Here is a 20133-nt window from a genome sequence, read left to right as displayed (position 1 = left end):
TTGCAGCAAAGTGTTTTATTGGGGTTAGGGGATATTTTCAACTAAATTCACCAACAGACTAATCGCTTTCCGCGGCAATTTTTTTCCGTCTCGCCATCAGCCGGGTGGCTAGTTTGTTTTGCTTTCTTTCTTCATCACCCAATATAATACCCCAGGGCTGCAAACTTTCTACCCGGTCAAAAATGATCTTTAAAACCGCTATACAGGGGATAGATAAGAACATTCCCGGAATACCCCATACCATCTCGCCAACTACTACACCCAATATGGTAATTAAAGCGTTGATCCTGACTTTTGATCCTACTACCAGAGGCAGTAAAATATTACTGTCTATCAGGTGCGTTACCACTAAGGTAACTATCACCCAAACGGCCTGCGTACTGTCAGGCGAGGTCCCCAATGTAACTATAGCACTGATAACCAATGCCGTAAATATACCCACATAAGGGATAACATTAAGTAAAGCGGTAAGCAGGCCCAGCAATATGGCATACCTTACCCCCATAAATGTAAATGCCGCGCTAACTGCTATCGCTACAATACCCATCTCTATTAGCAAGCCAACAATGTATTTGCGTATCATAAATTGCACTTCTTCGATGATCTCATAAACGGTAGACTTGTTTTCTTTCAGGAAAACAGACTCCAGGAACTTCAAAATAAGCGTGCGGTAGAATAAGAATAAAAAGGTATAAATAAAGGTGAATACCGCGAACAGCAGGATTGCAGATACCGATAATACCGTTGCCCCTACTGCGGCGGTGTCGGGCGAAAGCACTTTGCTGGTGGCCTCATTAGCTACCCTTAGCTGTTTGCCACGGGTGATATGAAAATTATCCTGAACCCAGCCCCTAAACTCCCATAGCGTATCGTGCATCTGTGCCTGAAACTGCGGCCACTCCTTGTACAGGTCTGCTATTTGCGAACCGATAAAGTAGATCATTGCACCCAGGAAAGTAAGCAGCAGTACTACTGCCACCATGGATGCGGCACTGCGTGGTATACGTATTTTATACTCAAAAAAAGCGGCTACCGGCAGTAGTAATATGGAGAATAAGCACGAAAAAATAAGCGGCGCCAATATTTCTTTGGAAATAATTACGATGAAACCAATAGCTATCAGGCTGAATAATACGGCGGCCAGTTTAATATAAAAAGGGAAATTGTTAAATGCTTTCAGGTCCATGGCTAATAAAGGGTTAAGGGATGCTAAATTATACACCGCGATGTATGAACACCATAACGTGCTTTTAGTTTGCTAATTCACAGATTGTCAACGACGCGTACCATTAAGTTTCCTGAAAGGGACCTGACTATGCATAACGGTTATAGCGCAAATACCATAAACAAAAACAATCGGCACCGCATTTGCTTTAGCATAAGAGGCTTCGAGTTTAAATATGATTTAATTTGCTTATAAATGAGGTCAATATTTCTAAAAAAAACAACTAATAGTTTTACAAGTGATGAAAATCATTAATAAATTGGTTGTATATCAGTAAATTATCAAGACACTTAATGGATTTTTGTAATCGTCAACCATGATAGCTATGAATATGAAAAAAATGCCGGAAGGAATGGATCACAACAAAATGCATAAAGGTCATAATTCACATATGGAAATGTCTGAGCATGACCACCACTCCATGATGATTGCTGATTTTAAAAAGCGTTTTTACGTGGTGCTGGCACTTACTATTCCTATCATGTTGTTGTCACCCATGATACAACATTTTATTGGGGTAAACTGGCAGTTTAACGGCTCTTCTTATATTCTATTTACCTTATCATCAGTAGTATTTGCGTACGGTGGCTGGCCCTTTTTAACTGGTTTAGTTAACGAAGTGAAGGCAAAAAATCCAGGAATGATGTTCCTTATCGGTTTTGCCATCACGGTTGCTTACAGCTACAGCGTTGCAATAGTATTCGGCCTAAAAGGGATGGATTTTTTTTGGGAACTGGCTACGCTTATCCTGATAATGCTTTTGGGGCATTGGATTGAAATGAAGTCGGTAATGGGTGCATCCAATGAACTGGAACTACTGGTGCAGCTGATGCCTGATGATGCGCACATGGTAATGCCGGACATGGTGCATGATGTAAAAACGGACACATTGAAAGAAAACGATATTATACTTATAAAGCCCGGTGAAAAGGTGGCGGCTGACGGGGTTGTATTGGAGGGTGAAAGTTATCTGAATGAATCGATGCTGACGGGTGAATCAAAGCCGGTATTGAAAATTAAAGGCGACAAAGTGATTGCTGGTTCTATAAATGGCAATGGTTCTTTTAAAGTAACTGTATCCCATTCAGCTAAAGATTCTTATCTGTCGCAAGTGGTTAAGTTGGTTGATGATGCACAAAAGGCAAAGTCCCAAACCCAGCTTTTGGCAGATACGGCGGCTAAATGGTTAACAATTGTTGCTTTAGTAACAGGTATAGGTACATTTCTTTATTGGTATTTAACAGGGCAAACCCTGGCCTTTGCAATGGAGAGAATGGTGACGGTAATTGTTATTTGCTGCCCTCATGCTTTAGGGCTGGCTGTACCATTGGTGGTTGCAAAATCAACCGCCTTATCAGCTAAACATGGCTTGCTGATAAAAAACAGAACAGCATTTGAGAACGCACGAAAAATAACCACTATTGTATTTGATAAAACCGGTACACTTACTATAGGTAAGTTTGAAGTATCTAAAGTTATGTCTTTGAATAAAGACATTAAGGAAAATGAACTCATTCGCCTGGCCTCCGCTTTAGAGCAAAAATCAGAGCATCCCATCGCAACTGGCATCCTGCAAAAAGTAAAAGACTTGAAATTGGTTATTCCACAAGCCTCAAACTTTAAGGCCATAACAGGTCAAGGCGTTGAAGCAACCGTAGAAGGCAAAAAAGTATTGGTTGTTAGCCCCGGTTATTTAAAGGAAAATAAATTAACGCTACCGGATGGTTTTACCGCCAATGACACGGAAACGGTAGTTTTTGTATTGATTAATAAAGAACTGGCCGGTTATATTGCCTTGTCTGATGAAATACGCCCCGAATCAGCAGAAGCAATCAAAATTTTAAAAAATGAAAGTATCAAATCTATCCTACTTACAGGCGATAACGCTAAAGTGGCAGCCAGCGTAAGTAAAACTTTAGGCATGGATAGTTTCATTGCTGAAGTTTTGCCACATCAAAAGCTAAAGAAAATAAAAGGATTGCAAGAAAAAGGCGAGTTTGTAGCTATGACTGGGGATGGTGTAAATGATGCTCCGGCACTTGCCCAGGCAGACATTGGTATAGCTGTAGGTTCAGGCAGCGATATCGCAGCGGAAACTGCGGGAATTGTTTTGGTGAACAGCAACCCTAAAGATATTGTTAGTTTGATTTTGTTCGGTAAAGCTACTTACCGCAAAATGATACAGAACCTGATGTGGGCAACCGGCTATAATGTGATTGCGTTGCCGTTGGCGGCTGGGGTACTGTATAACCAGGGCATTGTATTAAGCCCTGCGGTTGGTGCCATATTAATGACAGTAAGCACAGTTGTTGTAGCTATTAATGCCAGTATGCTTAAAGTAAAATCTAATGTCCATTAGGGTTTCCTGAAAGGGACCATGATGGATACACAGCGCAGGGTCTGCAAAAGATTCTGCCGGGACAGAAAGTTAAACTCTATTTATCTTTTCCTATCAATTACCCTTTCCGGAGGATTATATAATCGTTGGTGCTTTTGTTTACACTCGATGTAAAATAGATTATACGCTTCTTCCATTTGATCGGTCCGGCGTTCGCCATGATATTCAGTTAAGTATGTTCGCGCTATGGGTTTAAAGCTCTCCAGATAGTCTAACAATGTTACTCCGAAAAAAACTTGAAAAGGTACAGAATTAGAGCGTTTAAAAATATATTCTAATCCACTTACAAAATGTATTCGGTTTAAATGCATAGAATATAATCCTCCCTGCGGATAAATACCTAACATTACAGTTGGATCGTGAAGCAACTCAGCGGCATAATTCAACGATTCGATCATCTTTCTTGACTTTTTGTTCAATGAAAAACAACCGACATATCTCAAAATTGGGAATGCTTTTATTTGCGATTCGATCACCATCGCTTTTAATTGCTTTTTTAAAACGACCCGGCAAATACGATGTAGGATCGCCCCATCATTAAAGCTATAATGATTCATCAGCATCAAACAAGAGCGATCTGGCTTAACCGTTAGTTCACCAATAAACTTTACAGAAGCAAAATGACGTAATACCCATAGTTCACCTACTGTGCCGAACAATTTCATGAATTTATAAGGTTTGTCTTTAATCATCAGTATTCAATTGTGGGAGTAAAAACGAGCGTAAAGATAGTTTTTTCTATGTAACAGAAAATCATAATCAATTGGAGGTAGAAATATTTTTTTATAAATTTCAAACGCTTAATTTCGTAATGTATAGATACAATTAGTAACTTTTATATCTAAAAATTGCTTCACCTAAAACTACATAAATAGCACCTACAGTCATGCCATTAATGCAATCCTACTATCGTCCTCCGTCATACCTTATTAATGGGCACCTGCAAACTATAGCCCCTTTTTTTGGAGTAAAGGTGGACAGAACCCTTTATCAAACTGAAAAACTGGAACTGGAAGATGGGGATTTCTTAGAACTTGATTGGATACGGGGTGGCCATGATAAACTAATGATTATCTGTCATGGACTGGAAGGCAACTCCAGAAGTCATTACGTGCAGCAAATGGCCCAACATTTTAGCGTGTCGGGATGGGATATCCTGGCGATGCATTCACGGAGTTGTGGGCGAGAAATGAATCGTTTACCGGTACTTTATCACGCCGGCTTCACTAATGACTTAGATGTGGTAGTGAATAAATATGCTAAAAATTATAATTCAGTTGTGTTAGTTGGTTTTTCATTTGGTGCCAATATGCTATTAAATTTTGCAGCCAGACATACTATACCCACCAACCTACGTGCCATCGCTACCTTTTCTGTACCTTGTGATTTACAAAAATCTGAGCAAAAAATTGACCGATTGATTAACCGTCCCTTCGCTCGAAAATTCTTGTTCAAATTAAAAAATAAAGTAAGGAAATTAGATATCCACCACCCCGGTATAGTTGATATAACAGTATTGGATCGAATAACATCATTACGAGATTTCAACGCAAATTTTACCGCCCCATTTTTTGGCTTTCAATCATCAGATGATTACTATGCTTCAGGCAGTTGTTTGGATTCACTGAGGAAGATCGCTGTGCCTACTTTAGTGGTGAACGCCCAAAATGACCCCTTTTTGTCAAAAACCTCTTATCCAAAAGATATTGCAAATTCATCTGACTATATATTTCTTGATATGCCTAAACGAGGGGGGCATTCGGCATTTCCAATCTCTACTACCGAATCCTGGATGCCAAATAGGGTTGAAAATTTTCTAAGAGAGGTGGTGTGAGGGCTTAACCACATACCCGATTTAAGTACCATTAGGATCTCCTGAAAGGGACCCTGATGTTTCCCATCGCAGGGTCCTCTTTGAGAGACCCTGTGGGGACATTAGAATTGTCCATTTACAGCCACTGAATTATTATATATATTTACCGTTAGCTAATGGTGAATATGGAAGATAAAACAACTTTTAAAACAAAAACGGGATATTGCCATATCCTGCCGGATAAAATTGTACTGACAAGGGATGGAATAATAGGTAATGTTTCTAAAGTGACGGTTGGAGATAACGTTTCAAGAATTCTTATTATCTATTCCTTATTCACAGTAGGAATCTTATATTTAGCTTATGATGCTTATGTAAACGGAGAAACAGTTGAACCTTTTTTACTTGGACTTGTAGCTGTTTATCTAGTTTACGGAGTAGTTACTAGCATAAATAATTCCGCTACTCCAATTATTGACAGACAAAAAATAAAATCAGTAAAATTCAGAAAAGGTATTCCGGGCTTAACGCGTTCAAGATTTGAAATTTTATTTGAAGATGATTATAAGAAAGTTAAGAAACGTTTGATATTTCTTCCCGGATCATTGTCAAACGGGCAAAGCGAAACTAAAAAGGCAATAGAAGTTATGACTAATGAAAAATTAATACAGTTGTAAGACTTAGCCTGTGGTCGGTGTTATCACCGCACCACTTAACGGCCCTGATTACACCTGTGCCTTCTTCTCTTCCGCCTCTTCAATATCCTCCGCTTCTACTTCCATAGGCTGCTGTTTTTGGGCCGCGTCAGGCTCTAACTGTATATTCAAATATATGGGGAAGTGGTCTGAGCCGCAGTTATCCAACCGTTTAATGGCATTGAGTTTAAACTCGGGCGATATAAAGGCATGATCCAACGGGAAACGGATAAATAAATATTTAGCGTTGAAGGAATTAAAAAATCCCCGCCCGCGGCGCGGGTCAAGCAATTCGCTCATTTTTAAAAACAGTTCGGTAGTATGGCTCCAGGCTACATCGTTCAGGTCGCCCGCTACAATTACGGGTAATGGGCTTTGTTTGGCCATATCCGCAACCAGCAACAACTCCTTATCCCGCTCGGCCGAGCTTTCATTCTCGCCGGGCACCGGCGGCGTAGGGTGCACGGCGTATAACTGCACAGGTTGCCCGTTACGCAGCTTAATTTGGGTATGTATGGACGGAACATCTTTTTCTACCAAATATTTAATGTCAGTTTGCAACAATTCCAATTTGGAGTAAAGTAACAAGCCATAAGTATTCTCCAGCGGTACACGGCAATGGTATGTGTATTTATTCTCCAGTTGGCGGGTTTGTTTGTCCCAAAAGCTATCGGTCTCCAGCAGGATCACCAGATCCGGATCTGCCTTTGCTACTTGCGCCAGGCGGCCCTTGTAATCTTTATTATCCTGGTAAACGTTGGCTATCATGATACTTAAGCTGCTGCCTTCATTATGGGTGGTGGCTTTCATCACCTGTTTAGGGCCAAAAATGGTAAACGGCCATATCAGCCAAAGTAAATAGCCTATATTGCAGATTAACACAACCGGTAAAATATAACGCAGAGCTGTGTCATCATCATAAAATAAAACCGTTAACACCAGCACGGCCACGTTCAGTATAAGTTTTTGTAGCCTGGGGTAATCAAACACCCTGAATATCCAGTATTCATTCCTGATTAGCGGCAGTATAGTAAAAATTAGCAGTAAGCAGGTAGTAATTATAAGCGCGGTGTTCATAAATTAAGATAAGGTGCAAGATAAGAATTATTGGATAGGCTATTAAAGCAAAAAAGACTTACTAAGTTTTAAAAACTTTGTAAGTCTAATGAAATGGGGTAAATGATGGGGCTCGAACCCACGACCCTCGGTACCACAAACCGATGCTCTAACCAACTGAGCTACATCTACCGTTTTGGAGTGTGCAAATGTAAAAATCTCCCGCCTAATTGCAAAGCCTTTTTTAATATTACATTAAGCTTACCCTTTTGCCCTGCCAGTATGGTTAAATTTGTATTATGGCAGAGCAATTGATTGAGTTAAACGTGACCGGGATGCATTGCAATAACTGCGCCCTATCCATCCATAAGCTTTTAGAAAAAAAAGGCCTGAGTAATATTTTGGTTGATTTTGCCGGGGAAGAGGTAAAATTCTCTACCGATAATGAGGCCGAACTACCCACCATTATTAAAGACATTGAGGGACTGGGCTTTAAGGTAATTGAAGATGCCGCCACGCACCAGCCCAAGTTTTATGAGCAGGTAGAGAATAAGTTTATTTTCTGTGCCATATTCACCGCTCCCCTGCTGTTGCACATGGTTTTTTCATGGCATTTTTTGCATAACCCTATAGTGCAATTATTGTTATGCCTGCCTGTTTTTATAGTAGGCTGCCTGCATTTTGGTAAAAGCGCCATCAACTCCATAAGAGGCGGTATGCCTAATATGGATGTGCTTATTTTTATTGGTTCAACCTCGGCTTTTGGTTATAGCTTGGTAGGCACTATCCAAAATTTAGGCGAGAACTATTTGTTTTATGAAACCTGCGCTACCATTATTACTTTGGTTTTGCTGGGTAACGTTTTTGAAAAACGCTCGGTTACGCAAACCACCTCGGCAGTAAAGGACCTGATCAAATTTCAACAGGTAAGCGCTAATCGAATTATCGACGGCACAGTGGAAGTGATCAGCGCGCGTGAGGTAAAACCCGGCGATACATTAATTGTGAATCAAGGCGATAAAATACCTGTGGATGGCGAGATCATATCCGGCAGCGCGTCCGTCGATGAAGCCATGCTGACCGGCGAAAGTGTCCCTATCGACAAAGAAAAATACGATAAAGTAATTGGCGGTACCATCGTGCAAAACGGCACTTTCCATATGTTGGCTACCAAAGTGGGCTCAAACACCATCCTGTCGCAAATCATCGACCTTATGAAAAAGGCGCAAGCCGCCAAACCACCCGTGCAAAAACTGGGCGATAAGGTTGCGGGTATATTTGTGCCGGTGGTATTATTGATATCGCTAATAACTTTCCTTATTACGTATTTCGGCGGCTTTCAGGGCCTGCAAACATCGCTGATGAATGCTATTGCTGTTTTGGTAATATCGTGCCCCTGTGCCATGGGTCTGGCTACGCCAACGGCGGTTATGGTGGGCCTGGGTCGTGCAGCCAAGAACGGCATATTAATTAAAGGCGGCGATACCATTGAAGCTGTAGCCGATACAAAATACGTAGTATTTGATAAAACGGGAACGTTAACCACCGGAAAATTCCATATCCATAACCTAAAATTGGAAGAAGGTATGGATCTGGAAACCGTGAGAGGCATCATCACGGCCATTGAGGAACGCTCAAACCACCCTATTGCCCGCTCGTTGGTAAACGAGTTAAAAACATTACCCCAAACCAAGTTAATACTACGCACGGCGCAGGAAGAAAAAGGCTTGGGCATGCGTGCCGAAGACGTAAATGGTAATAATTACTTTTTAGGTACGGGTAAGGCTACTATTGAAAGCGATTTTAACATCGCCTTGTATAAAAACCAGGTATTACTGGCACAGATAGCTATTGAAGACACCATTAAACCTGAAGCCGCAGGATTAATAGCCAAGCTTAAAGCTATGGATATAATCCCTGTGTTATTAAGCGGCGATAAAGCAAATCGTTGTAAAAAAGTAGCGGATATATTAGGTATTAAAGAGGTACACGCTGAAAAACTGCCTGATGAAAAATTGACTGTTATTGACATCTACAAACAAAAAGGCAAAACCGTAATGATTGGCGACGGCATAAACGATGCCCCTGCCCTAACCAAGGCGGATGTAGGTGTTTCCATGAACGATGCCAGCCAGATCGCTATACAATCGGCCAAAGTGATTTTGTTAAATACCGACCTGCAATCGGTTATCCAGTTCCTGCAGATCAGCAAGCATACGCTGATCACTATTAAACAAAACCTGTTTTGGGCGTTTGCCTATAACGTGGTGGCCATCCCGGTAGCGGCATTAGGCTTTTTAAACCCGATGTGGGGCGCATTTACCATGGCATTCTCGGATGTGGTGGTGATCGGTAATTCATTAAGGTTAAAACGGAAGAAGTTGAATTAGGGTCAATAGTCGATGGACCATAGACCATAGTTTAATTTTGTTTGCTATTTTTGACCATCGACCATGGACTATCGACCATGGACCAAACAAATGATCGAAATTTACACAGATGGTGCATCAAGCGGTAACCCGGGGCCGGGCGGATATGGCGTTATACTGCGTTCGGGCAGTCATTATAAAGAGTTGTCTGAGGGCTTCCGTAAAACCACCAATAACCGTATGGAACTATTGGCTGTTATTAAAGGCCTGGAAGCGCTGAATAAACCTAATCAAAACGTTACTGTATTCTCCGATTCTAAATACGTCATCGATGCCATCGAAAAACGTTGGGTTGACGGCTGGCTTAAAAAAGGCTTTGCCGGCAAAAAAAACAAGGACCTTTGGCTGCGCTATTTAGATATCGCTAAACTCCATAATGTGAAATTCAGCTGGGTTCGCGGCCATAACGGTCACCCCGAAAATGAGCGCTGCGATGAACTGGCGGTTGCTGCATGTAAGAGTAAAGAGTTGCTTATAGATTCAGTATTTGAGGTAGAATCCAGTAAGGCTAATCTTTTTTAAGCATTACAATTCTCAATCACCATATCAAAAATGCTCCGTAGGAACACTGATCTACATCTTACTTCGCCAACTCAATCACCTGAAGATCCTGTATTTTATCACCCTCTACATTAAACCGCATCAGCGTGCGTACCTTTTGCCAGCCCTGCTTGCCCGCTGCACCGGGATTTAAATGCAGGCAACTGATCTTTTTATCATAGATCACCTTTAAGATATGCGAATGCCCGGTTATGAATAATTTAGGGGGATTGGCGTATATCTCCTCACGTATGCGCAGGTCGTACCTGTCCGGGTAACCGCCGATATGCGTCATCCATACATCTAATTCCTCGCATTTAAAGCGCAGGTTTTCGGGATAGGCTTGGCGTATCTCTTTCCCATCGATATTGCCGTATACACCACGCAAAGGCTTAAAAGCGGTGAGTTTGTCTACCAAAGCCATATTCCCGAAATCTCCCGCGTGCCAGATCTCGTCGCAGTTTTCAAAATGTTTAAAAACGGCATCGTCAAGGAAACTGTGGGTATCGGAGAGTAAGCCTATTCTTTTCATTTCGGATGTCGGATGTTCGATTTCGGATTTAGTTTTATTTAAAGATGGTAAAAAAGGGGCTTAATTTATTTTCATAAGCCTTCGAATATTGTTTCTCTTCCTGATAAATAACAAACTCTTCATCAGCTTTTTTAGTGTTATCTAAACCAAAAACCAACATTTCCCTATGCGGGTTTGAATCCGGATAAGATTTAATAGCAATAGCTTTTTGCAGGTAAAGGTTATTTTGCTGCGCGATACTTTTCACCAATTCAGCCGTATCTAAAGGCAATATTAGCCAAAAGGTGCCTGTAGCTGTCAAGTGGTCACTTACCGCTTTTATTAGGTTGTCAAAAAAACCACCATCCGCGTGTTTGGCTGTATTCTTTTTTGCCTCCGGCGATTCCAGCGAATTGATATAAAACGGCGGATTGGAAACCACCAGGTCATACTTTTTTGGCTGATGATTTGAAAAATAGCTTTCAAAGCTATGGGCATATAAAGCTAATTGGTTAGCAAACTTTGAATTTTGAAAATTAGCGCGTGCGGTATGGGCGGCAGTTTTATCTATCTCCACCGCGTCAATCGTCGCGTTAGCAAAACGTTGTGCCAGCATGAGGGCTATTACGCCTGTTCCGGTACCAATATCCAGTATATGTTGGGGTTCATCCGCATCAGCCAAAGCACCCACCAATACCCCATCCGTATTGATCTTCATGGCGCAGCCGGTTTGGTCAATACGGAATTGTTTGAAATGGAACATGGGGGCTAAATTAACAATAAACAACGTGTCATTTCGACGAGGTACGAGGAGAAATCTATACATATGCTACGTAGCGTGTGTATAGATTTCTCGCTATGCTCGAAATGACATTTTTTAAAGACTATTTCTCATACAACTCAATCGGCAACCCATCCGGATCAGCGAAGAAGGTGAAGCGTTTGCCGGTAAATTCATCCACGCGGATATCCTCCACAACAACATCATGACGCTCAATTTCTTGTTTAGTGGCTTCCACATCATCCACCTCAAAAGCTAAATGGCGCAAACCCACTGCCTCAGGGCGGGACGGCCTTGCTGGTGGCCCCGGAAACGAAAAAAGCTCGATCTGGTATTGGTTGCCCACTTCCAGGTCAAGCTTGTAGGATTGTCTCGCTTCGCGATAAACCTCACGAACCGCTTTAAAACCCAGCACCTCCGTATAAAAATGTTTTGACCGTTGATAGTCCGAACAGATAATAGCGATGTGATGTACACGGTTTATTTTAAGCATATAAACTTTCATTACCTATTGTCATTTCGAGCATAGCGAGAAATCTATACATATGCTACGAACGCGTGTATAGATTTCTCCCGCTGGTCGAAATGACAGTTAGTGTAGGGGTCTACTCCCCTAATATCGCATGCAGCACATTATCATACACCAACTTCACATCAGTAATATGCCCGAATGATTCTTCATCTACATGCATATAACCATTGCTAACGGTACCTAACAGGCTAAACTCAACCTCGCTGGTGGCCATCATTTCAATAAAGCGTTCCTGGTCGGCAGGGGTAACACTTACCACTACCCTGCCCTGTGCCTCGCCGAATAAAAAGGCATCCTTACGTATGCTGTTATCCGACGCGATATCAAAACCCAAACCATTTGGCATGGCCGATTCCACCAATGTAATAAACAAACCACCATCAGCTACATCATGGGCGGATTGTACCACTTTGTGTTTGATTAACTCTTTTACCACCTGGTGCATGGCATATTCCTTGTCCAGATCAAAATATGGTGCCGGGGCAGCCAATATTTTATGGTATGATGCTAAGTATTGTGACGACGCGATATCATTAACCGATTCGCCTATCAAATAAACCAGATCATCCGGCTGTTTAAAGTCTGATGTCATGATGTTACTTACATCATCCATTACACCCAGCATACCAATAGTCGGCGTAGGGAAAACCGGGCCATCATCGGTACTTTGATTATAAAAACTTACGTTACCACCCGTAACCGGGGTTTCAAACTTGCGGCAGGCTTCGCCCATACCTTTAATGGCGCCCACAAACTGCCAGTACACTTCGGGTTTGTAAGGGTTACCAAAGTTTAAGCAATTGGTTATAGCCACCGGCTCGCCGCCTGCGCAGGTAATATTACGTGCAGCTTCAGCCACCGCTATAGCCGTACCCTTTTGCGGATCGGCGTATACGTAGCGCGAATTACAGTCAACCGTTAATACAATAGCTTTATCGGTACCAATAACGTTTACTACCGCCGCGTCGCTTGGGCGATTGGTGGTCATGGTAGCCACACCCACCATCGAGTCGTACTGGTCAGTTACCCAACGTTTGCTGGCGATGTTTACATGGCCTATTAAATGCTCTGCCACCTCAATTAAGTTGGCAGGCTCTTTTACGTCTTCTATTTTAAATTTCTGGTTCTCGGCAAAATAAGCAGGCTCGCGGTATTCGCGCTCGTAAACCGGCGCGCCGCCACCCAGTACCAGGTCATCAGCAGGCACATCGGCCACTAATTCGCCGTTTACATAGTATTCTAAGCGTTTGGTATCGGTCACCTCGCCTATGATAGCGCAGTTCAGGTCCCATTTATCAAAAACGGCTTCAACCTCTTTTTCGCGGCCCTTGTGTACTACGATCAGCATACGCTCTTGCGATTCAGACAATAATATCTCGTAAGGCTTCATATTAGCCTGGCGGGTAGGTACCCTGTCCAGCCATATTTTCATACCATGCTCGCCCTTGGCCGACATCTCGGAGTTGGAGCAGATAATACCTGCCGCGCCCATATCCTGCATACCAACAACGGCACCGGTTTTTATAACCTCTAAAGTAGCCTCTAATAATAATTTCTCCTGGAACGGATCACCTACCTGTACCGCAGGCAAATCGTTAACCGAATCTTTGGTAATATCTTTTGACGCGAATGCCGCGCCATGTATACCATCCTTACCCGTTGCGCTGCCCACAATATAAACCGGGTTACCCACACCGTAGGAGGTTGCCGATACCGTTTCGCCGGCTTTTACAATACCTGCCGACATGGCGTTAACCAGCGGGTTAACATTATAGCACTCATCAAAAAACAACTCGCCGCCTACGGTAGCAATACCAAAAGCATTACCATAATGGCTTATGCCTTTTACCACCCCTTTAATTAACCATTTGGTACGGTCCAAATTAGGGTCGCCAAAGCGTAACGAGTTTAGCTGGGCTATAGGGCGTGCACCCATAGTAAATATATCGCGGTTAATACCGCCCACACCTGTAGCCGCGCCCTGGTAAGGCTCCAGTGCCGACGGGTGGTTGTGCGATTCTATTTTAAAGGCGCAGCCAATACCGTCGCCTAAATCAACTAAACCTGCGTTTTCTTCGCCGGCTTTGGCCAGCATGCGCGGGCCATCCTTAGGCAGGGTTTTTAACCAGGTGATAGAGTTTTTGTACGAGCAATGCTCGCTCCACATTACCGAGAAGATAGACAGCTCGGTAAAGTTGGGTATGCGGCCCAATATCTCTTTTATACGTTCAAATTCATCTGCAGTTAAACCTAAGTCTTTAGCGGTTTGTACGGTGGTTAATTCCTGGTGCTCCAATTTTTTGTGTGATTTTATTAAAGATGCCCAAAATTAGCAAAAGTTGGGAAGTTTGAAGATTAAAGATTAAAGATTGGTGGGTAGTGTGAGTAATTAGTTTGAGTTACCCACATGGTCATCCTGAACTTGTCGAAGGATCACTGCTACTGCAACTCTAAACTGCCACTGTAAGGGCGTTGCCTGCGGCCCAGGCTTTCCGCTCATACGGCTGCAGGCATTAGGCGCTGGGCCGGTATCCGCTGCAATCCTTAACGCGACATTTCATTTGAGTTGGCGCACCCGCGTGTTTTGAAAAATTATGTTACACACCCCACGCGTGCGCGAGCAGTGAACATTTATGCATCGAAATCGATACTTTCTTCGTTGACCATAGCTTCATTGAGATTTTCACTAATGGTCAAACTTCTAACGAAGCAAGTTGTCCGCATATGAAAAGCTATCGATTTTCGACGTTCGTCAATAAATCCATTAAAGTCATCTTTTAGCAGAAAATTTAATCCTTCTTCGCTAATGTAATGGGAATTTAAATTATTTATCAAGTGCTTTTTGCCATCTTGACCACCACCATAATGGGTGATAATTTCATTTAAATAATCTGACGGCATTCTATCTCTAATTATTTCTCTATTAGTCTTAGATGTTAACCAAGTTAAATTAAGCACATTGTCAGAACTAAATTCATTTTTCAATATTTTATCTGCTGCTGACTTGTCTCTAATATTTCGCTCTTTCATGATTTTATTTCGAAGTGCGGCTTTCGGAAAAATATGGTGTATGTCACACTCGACATTTTGACCAGGCCCCACAATTTTATCTTCATGGAAATCCTTCGGGGGCAACAAATTAAATAAAGATATTACAGCCTTACCTACCGCACTTGATTTTGAATAATTAAAGTTACATGATATGGTTTCTGACAACCAGGTTGGCATATCTTCTTCAAATGTTGGTGAAGACATCCATTGGCTAATTTCCTTTTTGTCTTTTTGCTGTTTTGCATCTGTTCCCTCACTGTATCTATTTGAAAGACCAGAACCAAAATACCATGCTTTCAATTTCTGAGACCTTAAGATTGAAAGTCGAGCATCTTTCAAAACTTTTACAGGATATGTATTTACAACGAAAGCTAGAATAGAAATTAATGGAGAATAGACTAAATATTCGGTTGTCCCAGTATTTAAAAATGAGCCACAATATTCATCCACATTAGAACACGCTTCTTCTATTTTTAACACGGCGGTATCCCAAAGACTCGTAATATCAATTGGCTTAAGGACTTCAGGTAAAGAAGCTGTTTTGGGCGATTTATTACTTAATAACGCTATAGTATGTAAAATATATCTTTTGGCACTCTCGTCGACAACTTTAACTAATGGAAAACTATCAATTGCCTCGTCGAACATCTGTTTTAGACGTACTGCTTTTGGGTACATCACGGCTACGGTCAAATCAAACGCCCCTAACTCAATTCCAGTAGTATTTATTTTCGTGAAGACTTTACAAACACCTGTTATTCCCATGTATTTCGAGACTACAACTGTAGGTAATTTATAATCGAAATAATTGTCAACTAACGCAGGTAGAGGACCTCCTAAAAACTCTGACCAAGATGCATTGTCCGATATGACCTTTTCAATATTCTCTATCGTTTCTGATAAGTTTAATTTTCTATAATTCTTCTTTTCGTAATTTTTCTCATTTATTATTTGATTGATTGCGTCACGAACTTCATTTAAAGATCGCATAAAAATATTTTTATCTTTTAAGATAGTAAGGGGCATTTTTTTATGCTTGCCTTTAAAATATCTCATTGGATCATCTGCTTTTTTTCCCTTTTTTATATACTCAGATATTTCTAAATGTTGTTCAATCCAATCGTTAATTGCTGTCTTCTCAGACGGCTTTCCGGCTTCTTCCCAGGAATCTTTTATGGGTTGTAAATCTAAATACCAGGTTGATCTAATTGTACCATGTGTAATGTGCGCTAACGATGTTAATCGTTGTTGTCCATCAAGAATTAGGAAATCAGGTGGGTTTTTATCTTCCTCTTCATAGTTCATTATTCGATTTGAGGCAGGTATAATTTCTGAAAAATTTGTCCAAGCCAAAAGAGGCTCTTCTTTATTCATCTCCAAAATTAAGATTGTTCCTATGGGATGGCCAGACAAGACTGATTCAAATAGAGATTTTATATTAACATCTTTCCAAACATAATCTCTTTGAAACTCCGGTAATTGATAATCTCCGTTATAAATAGATTCCAATACTATTGTTAAATTCAGATCCTTCGATTCGGTATTAGATTTCATTAGACTATTTATAAGGTTATCACACAATTATTGAGTAAAGATACAATTGTAAACAATTTATAAAATAGTTAAGGATGGAATGAGAAATATCTTTTAACAAACAATATCCCACAAGTTGATTTGATAGTTTATCGTTATTTTAGATCAAATACTTTTATCTGACCAAACCTCAATGTGCCTGTTTGAACTTCCGCGTTATCTGCATTCAGTGTCCAGCTAATTACGTCGTCTTTCTCAATATTTTCGATATAAATAGGGAAAGATTCCAATGTCATCTGCATACCGGGCAGTAGCGGCTCATTTCTTGGTGGCCCGTATTGTTTAGGTTTTTCCATATTTAGTGTAAAAAATCTAGGACTATTATCATCGGGTACTTCAATCTCATCTCTAACTTTATTGTCAAGTGTAATTTTTTTTAATGTATTTTCTCCTTCATCGCACATGAAATTAACTATACGCTCTGGCAGGGTTAACACGATGTTGATATATGTGGCGTATATCTTCCCTACATTTTGAATGTGCACATTTAAATAACAAAGCAATGGGCTTTGTTGGTGAAGCACCTGTCGACCATTAGGCGCAATCAGTATATTGGGCTTTCTACCAACGTCAAAATGAATTTTGATTTGAGGCGCTTTTTGTCTGTTCATGACATCGCGTATCTCAGAATCATACATCGCTTCTACAGTAAAATTGTGTCGCCGGTAATATTTGAGGTCATTCGCCTGATGTGCGGTTTCTCCTTTGGGTATTTCTAAAACATATACTACATGATCATCCTCAATCGTTACCACATGAATTTTTATTTCAAGTATACGGGGTCTTATTCTGGAATTTAAAATTTGTTCCAACCATTCTTTAGTTATGGCTTTCCGGTCTATTGGATCGATGTTACCAGGCAAATGTTTATTGACCTGATTTTCACGAATGCCATATATCAGTATGCCGCCATTAGCATTGGCAAATGCCGAAACGTCTTTGGTGACTTCGGTCATTTTCTTGTCGTCCCGCTGCAATGCTGCTGCGGCTTTATATTCTAACTCTGCATTTTCTTCTATGCCATTGGCAATTAGTTGCTGTAAATAGTTAGTATCAAACATTGCGATAGGTATATTAATCTTTCCTTCTGAGATTTAGGATAAATTTAACACATAGTTTATTAAATGAAAAACCAAGTTGACTTACGTATGCCCCCCGCTACCGCAAGCGTACCGCTTGTGGAATAAATTGTAATTAATATTTCAAAGAACTGCATCACGCTCCCGATAGCTATCGGGACGAATACATCATCCCGATAGCTATCGGGACGGGGTTTGTACCTATAAATATGGTGACAGTGGTTTGTCAGTAACAAAGCGGGCAAACTCACCTCCGAAGGAGTCCTATGGAGCGGTCTTCACTAAGCCGCTCGACCACCCTCTTTTCCGCAAGCGGGGCAGCGGTTTTTGGCTTGTGCGATTCCCTCCCACCGGGAGGGTGCAGGGAGGGGTTTAGCAAACTATCGAACCCCTTCCTCCTCCTTCCCCAAGGAAGGAATCGCGCTGTCCCTTCCGCTCTTTCCGCCAACGGCGTTGATACGCGCGTTGTCATCCTGAGCCCGTCGAAGGATAGCGGGCAAAGGCCATACCGCACGCACCCTTCGACAAGCTCAGGGTGACACCCTTTTTATTATACTCACCTCCCGATAGCTATCGGGACTAAGCCGCTCGACCGCCCTCTCTTCCGCAAGCGGGGCAGCCGGTTTTAATTCCCAACCTCTATTTTGCAGCCAATTGCATTAACGAGCTTGCCCAGCTTTTTGCCTTTTCTATCTCGCCTTCAACCAGGGGTCCTTTGGTGCCTTTTACATAAAAACCCTGCGGGGGTGCTACCAGGCTTGCACCTGCTTTTACCAATGCTTTGGCAATTTTTTTTGCAGCGTTTCCACTAAAAAAAGAATCGATACGGGTATCAAACGCGGCCACTTTTATACCGGCTAAACTTTGGGGTGCAAGGCCGGTTAAAAATTTAGCTACTTTGGGTGTAGGGCGCCAGGCATTTATGGGGCACCCCACTACAACCAGGTTGGTTTGTAAATTTTTTACGTTCACGTCGTCAACAGCCATACATGGCGTATCGGCGCCCAACGTTTCGGCAATTGCTGCTGCAATACGTTTGGTATTGCCATAGGCAGAATCATATATTACCAGTGCCATATTTTATGAGTTAAATTGGGGGTTAGTTTTTATGTCGTCATAAAATTTAGCCATCGTTACATGAACAAAAGGGACAAACCAAAGAAACCCGATGCCCAATGTAAGCACGCATAATAACGCAAGCAGGAAAAACCTTAAAAACAAGTAAAAGAGTTTCCATTTATAACCGTCCATCATCCTTTTGCTTTGATCAAGTACGGCTTGCGGTTCAAGCGTCGGGTTATCTGCAAGAATATAAAACACCATAGAATAGGACAAAGCGGCTATAATGCCCGGTACGATAAGCAGCAACAGCCAGAGGAATACATATAAAACCATAAGCAGGTAGGTGATCAGCGCGTTGGTAAAAAACCTGAAACCATCAAATATTTGTTCCAACCTGGCTTCCTTTCCCCGCGAAAGTGATAGCGAAAATATAGCGGCCCCGAGCGACATAGGCCCGGCTATTAATAAAGCCACTACCCCTACTTTTTGCATGGCCCCAAAGGAGCACATGATCAAAGTGTATACCAGAAAGGTGCCAATGGCTAATCCCCATTGATCTTTCAGCGACTCCCTGGCTGATCTCATTAATACTACATTTGCTGTTGCCATGATGATTGTTTTTAAACAAAGAAAGGGCATTGGCGCGCCCATAAAAATGATGGGCATCAATTGCGGGGGTGACTGATATCAGCAAAAAACAACTATCAATTGCCTACCTTTTTTGCCCCGGCCCTTATTTTATCAATTGCTGCCGATAGCTGTTGTTTGGTTTTAAACCGTACCCTGGTGATACAGCTTGTTTTTACCGGGCTAAACCCGCAGAATTGAAGAATGGCATTCTTGAGGGTATGTGTGCCTGCAGAACGGTAAGCAAGAAAATACCACAAAAACGGGGCGTCCATGGTAGTTATGATATGCGCGCTTCGGCCTTTGAGCAATTTATCCCAAAAGGGGCCCTTATCATGGTATTTATAGGCAAATCCCGAGTAAAAGCTGCGGTCGAACAGGCCCTTAAGCAATGCGGGTAAACTGCCCCACCAGGTAGGGTACACTACCACAAAATGTTGGGCCCATAATAGCTTTTGCTGAAAGTCCACAAGATTGGGCTCCAGTTCCTGGATCACCTCATACCCTTCATGCAGTATAGGGTCAAACTTTAACTGAGCAATATTAACCAGTTGCACTTGGTTGCCACCCTGCTGCGCACCTTCCTGATAAGCAGTACATATGGCCGAACATAAACTTTCCTGTTTATTGTTGCCATTGAGGATCAAAATTTTCAATGCTTTTTTTATTACAAAAATCGCGTCTGCTTAGGGATGATTTTATTACAGGGCTCATTAAATAAAATGATCGTTGTCATAGGCG

The 20133-nt window shown here is 41.8% G+C and carries 17 protein-coding genes and 1 tRNA gene; 5 read left to right on the top strand and 13 right to left on the bottom strand.

What is annotated here, in order from left to right:
* Positions 1–58: 58 nt before the first annotated feature.
* Positions 59–1186, bottom strand: coding sequence for an AI-2E family transporter (locus ACYVJ6_RS06600; protein WP_460693236.1), 1128 nt, complete (start codon positions 1184–1186; stop codon positions 59–61).
* A gap of 364 nt (positions 1187–1550) precedes the next feature.
* Between ACYVJ6_RS06600 and ACYVJ6_RS06595 the strand changes: the two genes are divergently transcribed.
* Positions 1551–3584, top strand: a complete 2034-nt coding sequence (locus tag ACYVJ6_RS06595; RefSeq protein WP_460693235.1) for a copper-translocating P-type ATPase — start codon at positions 1551–1553, stop codon at positions 3582–3584.
* Between the two features lie 80 nt (positions 3585–3664).
* Here ACYVJ6_RS06595 and ACYVJ6_RS06590 read toward each other — a convergent pair whose 3' ends face one another.
* A complete protein-coding gene (locus ACYVJ6_RS06590; RefSeq protein WP_460693234.1) occupies positions 3665–4315 on the bottom strand; it encodes a 1-acyl-sn-glycerol-3-phosphate acyltransferase in 651 nt (216 codons plus the stop codon).
* 194 nt (positions 4316–4509) lie between these two features.
* Here ACYVJ6_RS06590 and ACYVJ6_RS06585 point away from each other — a divergent pair, with 194 nt between their 5' ends.
* Together ACYVJ6_RS06585 and ACYVJ6_RS06580 are read left to right on the top strand one after the other, a co-directional pair.
* Positions 4510–5457: a YheT family hydrolase gene (locus ACYVJ6_RS06585; RefSeq protein ID WP_460693233.1), complete on the top strand. Its 948-nt coding sequence runs from the start codon at positions 4510–4512 to the stop codon at positions 5455–5457.
* Positions 5458–5621: 164 nt separating this feature from the next.
* Entirely contained in the window at positions 5622–6113 is a 492-nt protein-coding gene (locus ACYVJ6_RS06580) for a hypothetical protein (RefSeq protein WP_460693232.1), read from the top strand.
* A gap of 48 nt (positions 6114–6161) precedes the next feature.
* Here the strand turns inward: ACYVJ6_RS06580 and ACYVJ6_RS06575 are convergent, their stop codons facing one another.
* Positions 6162–7208, bottom strand: coding sequence for an endonuclease/exonuclease/phosphatase family protein (locus tag ACYVJ6_RS06575; protein ID WP_460693231.1), 1047 nt, complete (start codon positions 7206–7208; stop codon positions 6162–6164).
* A gap of 94 nt (positions 7209–7302) precedes the next feature.
* Positions 7303–7379 (bottom strand) — tRNA-His (locus ACYVJ6_RS06570).
* Between the two features lie 107 nt (positions 7380–7486).
* Here ACYVJ6_RS06570 and ACYVJ6_RS06565 point away from each other — a divergent pair.
* Together ACYVJ6_RS06565 and rnhA are read left to right on the top strand one after the other, a co-directional pair.
* Positions 7487–9577: a heavy metal translocating P-type ATPase gene (locus tag ACYVJ6_RS06565; protein WP_460693230.1), complete on the top strand. Its 2091-nt coding sequence runs from the start codon at positions 7487–7489 to the stop codon at positions 9575–9577.
* 90 nt (positions 9578–9667) lie between these two features.
* On the top strand, positions 9668–10138 hold the full coding sequence (rnhA, locus tag ACYVJ6_RS06560) for a ribonuclease HI (protein ID WP_460693304.1): 471 nt from the start codon (positions 9668–9670) through the stop codon (positions 10136–10138).
* Positions 10139–10196: 58 nt separating this feature from the next.
* Here the strand turns inward: rnhA and ACYVJ6_RS06555 are convergent, their stop codons facing one another.
* The 9 genes from ACYVJ6_RS06555 to ACYVJ6_RS06515 form a co-directional block, all read right to left on the bottom strand.
* A complete protein-coding gene (locus tag ACYVJ6_RS06555; protein WP_460693229.1) occupies positions 10197–10688 on the bottom strand; it encodes a metallophosphoesterase family protein in 492 nt (163 codons plus the stop codon).
* A gap of 34 nt (positions 10689–10722) precedes the next feature.
* On the bottom strand, positions 10723–11430 hold the full coding sequence (locus ACYVJ6_RS06550; protein ID WP_460693228.1) for a tRNA1(Val) (adenine(37)-N6)-methyltransferase: 708 nt from the start codon (positions 11428–11430) through the stop codon (positions 10723–10725).
* Between the two features lie 121 nt (positions 11431–11551).
* Entirely contained in the window at positions 11552–11941 is a 390-nt protein-coding gene (gene gloA2 / locus ACYVJ6_RS06545) for an SMU1112c/YaeR family gloxylase I-like metalloprotein (protein ID WP_460693227.1), read from the bottom strand.
* Between the two features lie 112 nt (positions 11942–12053).
* Positions 12054–14276 (bottom strand): phosphoribosylformylglycinamidine synthase subunit PurL, encoded by a 2223-nt coding sequence (purL, locus tag ACYVJ6_RS06540; protein ID WP_460693226.1) that lies wholly within the window; start codon positions 14274–14276, stop codon positions 12054–12056.
* A 335-nt stretch (positions 14277–14611) separates the two neighbouring features.
* Positions 14612–16585, bottom strand: coding sequence for a GmrSD restriction endonuclease domain-containing protein (locus ACYVJ6_RS06535; protein WP_460693225.1), 1974 nt, complete (start codon positions 16583–16585; stop codon positions 14612–14614).
* Between the two features lie 134 nt (positions 16586–16719).
* The gene (locus ACYVJ6_RS06530) at positions 16720–17685 is read right to left on the bottom strand and encodes an AlbA family DNA-binding domain-containing protein (protein WP_460693224.1); all 966 of its coding nucleotides are present in this window, start codon (positions 17683–17685) and stop codon (positions 16720–16722) included.
* 657 nt (positions 17686–18342) lie between these two features.
* Positions 18343–18780, bottom strand: coding sequence for a flavodoxin family protein (locus ACYVJ6_RS06525; RefSeq protein WP_460693223.1), 438 nt, complete (start codon positions 18778–18780; stop codon positions 18343–18345).
* Positions 18781–18783: 3 nt separating this feature from the next.
* Positions 18784–19374: a DUF975 family protein gene (locus ACYVJ6_RS06520; protein ID WP_460693222.1), complete on the bottom strand. Its 591-nt coding sequence runs from the start codon at positions 19372–19374 to the stop codon at positions 18784–18786.
* Between the two features lie 95 nt (positions 19375–19469).
* Positions 19470–20048, bottom strand: coding sequence for an NAD(P)H-dependent oxidoreductase (locus ACYVJ6_RS06515; protein ID WP_460693221.1), 579 nt, complete (start codon positions 20046–20048; stop codon positions 19470–19472).
* Positions 20049–20133 lie beyond the last annotated feature (85 nt).

The sequence above is a fragment of the Mucilaginibacter puniceus genome (assembly GCF_054783175.1).
Note: the sequence above shows the minus strand (reverse complement) of the source record. Positions and strands in the feature narration are given on the sequence as shown.